The following is a 2,439-nucleotide window of genomic DNA, read 5'->3' as shown; positions in this document are numbered from 1 at the left end:
GGGCCAGCAGACCCGTTCATCCCGCCCCGGCACCAAGACGGCCCCGACCGCGCGCGACCTTGGGCGGCAACCACCAACGCGGCCAGCGCCCACCTCGTCTGTGGCCGCGCCCGGAAGGCCGAGGGGATGGCGAGGAACGGCGGACCCGAGATCCTCATGGACACGGAATGGCACCGCACGACCGGAGACCGGGCGGTCGGTGGCGGGAAAAGCACCCGGGAAGGGGAGGAAGGTGGCGGGCAGGGCGCAACGCCAAAAGCACCGAAAACGGCGGAGATGATCCGCAAGGACGACAGACGAACATCGATAGGCTGGATCTTCGTTCGCGCGATGTGGCCAATCGCGAACCCCGCAGAGGGACCGCACTTACATGTCGGCGATGCGAGACAAAGCGGACATTGTTGAGGTATGGAGATCAAAGTTCCCGAGGAAATCCGATGCACAACATACCGATCCGTTGCAACGCCATCAGCCTTGTTGCTGTCCGTGTTCTGAATGGCGTGAACGAAGTTCTTCTACTTCGCCGCACCCGGAGCCTCCGCGGTGAATGGTGCCAGGTTGCCGGTGCCATCGAGAGTGGAGAGACCGCATGGCAAGCGGCTGTCCGAGAACTTGCCGAGGAAACTGGCCTTGCGCCGACATCGCTCTTCGTCGGCGACATCTGCGAGCAGTTCTACGAGGCGCAACACGATGCAATAAGCGTCCTTCCCGTGTTTGTCGCATACATAGACCCTGCGGCTTCGGTGCGATTGAACCCTGAGCACAGCGAATATCGCTGGGTGTCTTTCGATGAAGCCGAAGGGATGGTTCCGTTCGCGGGTCAACGGAAGGTTCTTCGTCATGTCGAAGCAGAGTTCATGATCCGATTGCCGAGCCAGCACCTGAAACTCGATGTCGCCTGAGGGCTCTTCGCATCAGACCCATCGCCTAAAACCCAATCGCTTCTATCGCTGACAAAATCAGCGATTTTGGCGCAACTATCGGCGTGAGGGGATGCGGTGCGCCCGCGCATCCATTCCCTCTCCTTGCCGACCCCCGAGGGGTCCGTGGGCATTACGCCCACGGATCGACCTCAGCGACCACTTGAACCTCGTCGCCGTCGATTTCATCGGCGGGGACAGCGCCAAAGGTTCCATCCCCTGCCTGAAAGACGACGATCGAGACCATGAGCGTGGCGGCGAGGGAGGCGGCGAAGGCGTAAGCATCTTTGCGGGACATCTGTTTGGCTCCTGTCTGGAGGCGGGGGGCCGTCCCCCGCGCGACAGGACCCCGCAGGCCCGAAGACTGTCTGACATCACCGGGTGCGTTCGGCCCCCTCTTCAAACGGGGCCGAATCCGCCCGGCGGCACGGGCTCGCCCGTAGTCCGACCCCTTGCGGGTTGATCTCGAAGACGGGATTCGGGGCAAGGAAGGGAATGGCGAGCGGGGGATGGTCCCCCAACGACAGGAGCCAGTTCTCCCGCTGATGCTTGATACGCCGCCAGCCTCCCGGCCACGCTGGTAGTTGAAGACCTCCGTCTTTGGGGGATGGAACCTATGGCGCTCCGCGGTATCGCGGGGCGAGGTTGTGGTCGGTGAGGGGTCGGCCCGCGGGCCTGCCCCTCACGCCTTGTCAGGGCTCAGGCGGCCAGGTCCGCGCCCCCCGCCCTATCGCTGTCCGCAGTGCCGACGATTTCGAGACGGGCGTTGCGATAGCCCTCCCGCGCAATCCAGAGCTCGGCCGCGGTGATGGATTCAGCCAGATGCAACAGTTCGGTGTTGCTGCCGAAGTCCAGAAGAACACGCACCTGTCCGGCTTTGGGTTCCTCGGCCACCTCGAAGACCAGCCGACTGTCCGCCGAATGGCTGCGCATGATGGTGACGAGGATGACCCCGTCCGAGGAGAAGTTCCCCTCATGCAGCGTGAAGGAAGCCGGTGCCGTCCAAGTCGGATAGGCACGGGGCGGTTCCTTCTTCACAAGACGGCCGACGCCGTTCGATCTTTCCCAGGCCGCGAGCTTTTTGGTGAAGCGTGCGGGCGGTTTCGGACTGCCGTCGGTGTAGCGGATCAACGCCCCGAGCGGGGCTGTGTCGATGATGGTCGTTGCAGACATGGTTCCTCATCCCGAATGCGAGAATTCGCATTCATCATATTGATATTAATAAGTTTTTCAGATTGAGGGCGGGCTTCCCCGCCCTCGAACGGCCTCGGTCACTCCGCAGCGATCATCGGAGCAACGCTGTCGGGCAGATCGGCGGTCAGGAAGGCCGGAAGATCGACCTCTGCGGGCACAGCCGTGTCGTCCCCCTGCCCTTCCGCGCCCTCTTCGTCGCCACGAACGATCAGATCGGCGCGGCGCAAGATTTCGGGAAGCCAGCCGCTGCCCTTGAGCAGCCGCTCGGCCTCGATGGCCATTTCGCCCTTCTTGAGGTGGTCGAGAAGTTGAGCGGTCCCCTCCC

General features: G+C 63.1%; 3 protein-coding genes and 1 pseudogene. 1 reads left to right on the top strand and 3 read right to left on the bottom strand.

Annotated elements, in window-relative coordinates; translation table 11 throughout:
• The first annotated feature begins 437 nt into the window (after positions 1-437).
• Complete coding sequence (locus tag FBT96_RS19820; protein WP_136909712.1) at positions 438-902, top strand: NUDIX hydrolase; 465 nt, start codon at positions 438-440, stop codon at positions 900-902.
• A gap of 151 nt (positions 903-1,053) precedes the next feature.
• Here FBT96_RS19820 and FBT96_RS20925 read toward each other — a convergent pair whose 3' ends face one another.
• The 3 genes and pseudogenes from FBT96_RS20925 to FBT96_RS19810 form a co-directional block, all read right to left on the bottom strand.
• Positions 1,054-1,218: a hypothetical protein gene (locus tag FBT96_RS20925; RefSeq protein ID WP_169583655.1), complete on the bottom strand. Its 165-nt coding sequence runs from the start codon at positions 1,216-1,218 to the stop codon at positions 1,054-1,056.
• A 401-nt stretch (positions 1,219-1,619) separates the two neighbouring features.
• Positions 1,620-2,093, bottom strand: coding sequence for a hypothetical protein (locus FBT96_RS19815; RefSeq protein ID WP_136909710.1), 474 nt, complete (start codon positions 2,091-2,093; stop codon positions 1,620-1,622).
• A 98-nt stretch (positions 2,094-2,191) separates the two neighbouring features.
• Positions 2,192-2,439, bottom strand: a pseudogene (locus FBT96_RS19810) (DNA-binding protein); the annotation flags it as partial.

Origin of the sequence: Rhodobacter capsulatus, from assembly GCF_005144475.1 — a bacterium.
GTDB lineage: Bacteria > Pseudomonadota > Alphaproteobacteria > Rhodobacterales > Rhodobacteraceae > Rhodobacter > Rhodobacter capsulatus_C.
Note: the sequence above shows the minus strand (reverse complement) of the source record. Positions and strands in the feature narration are given on the sequence as shown.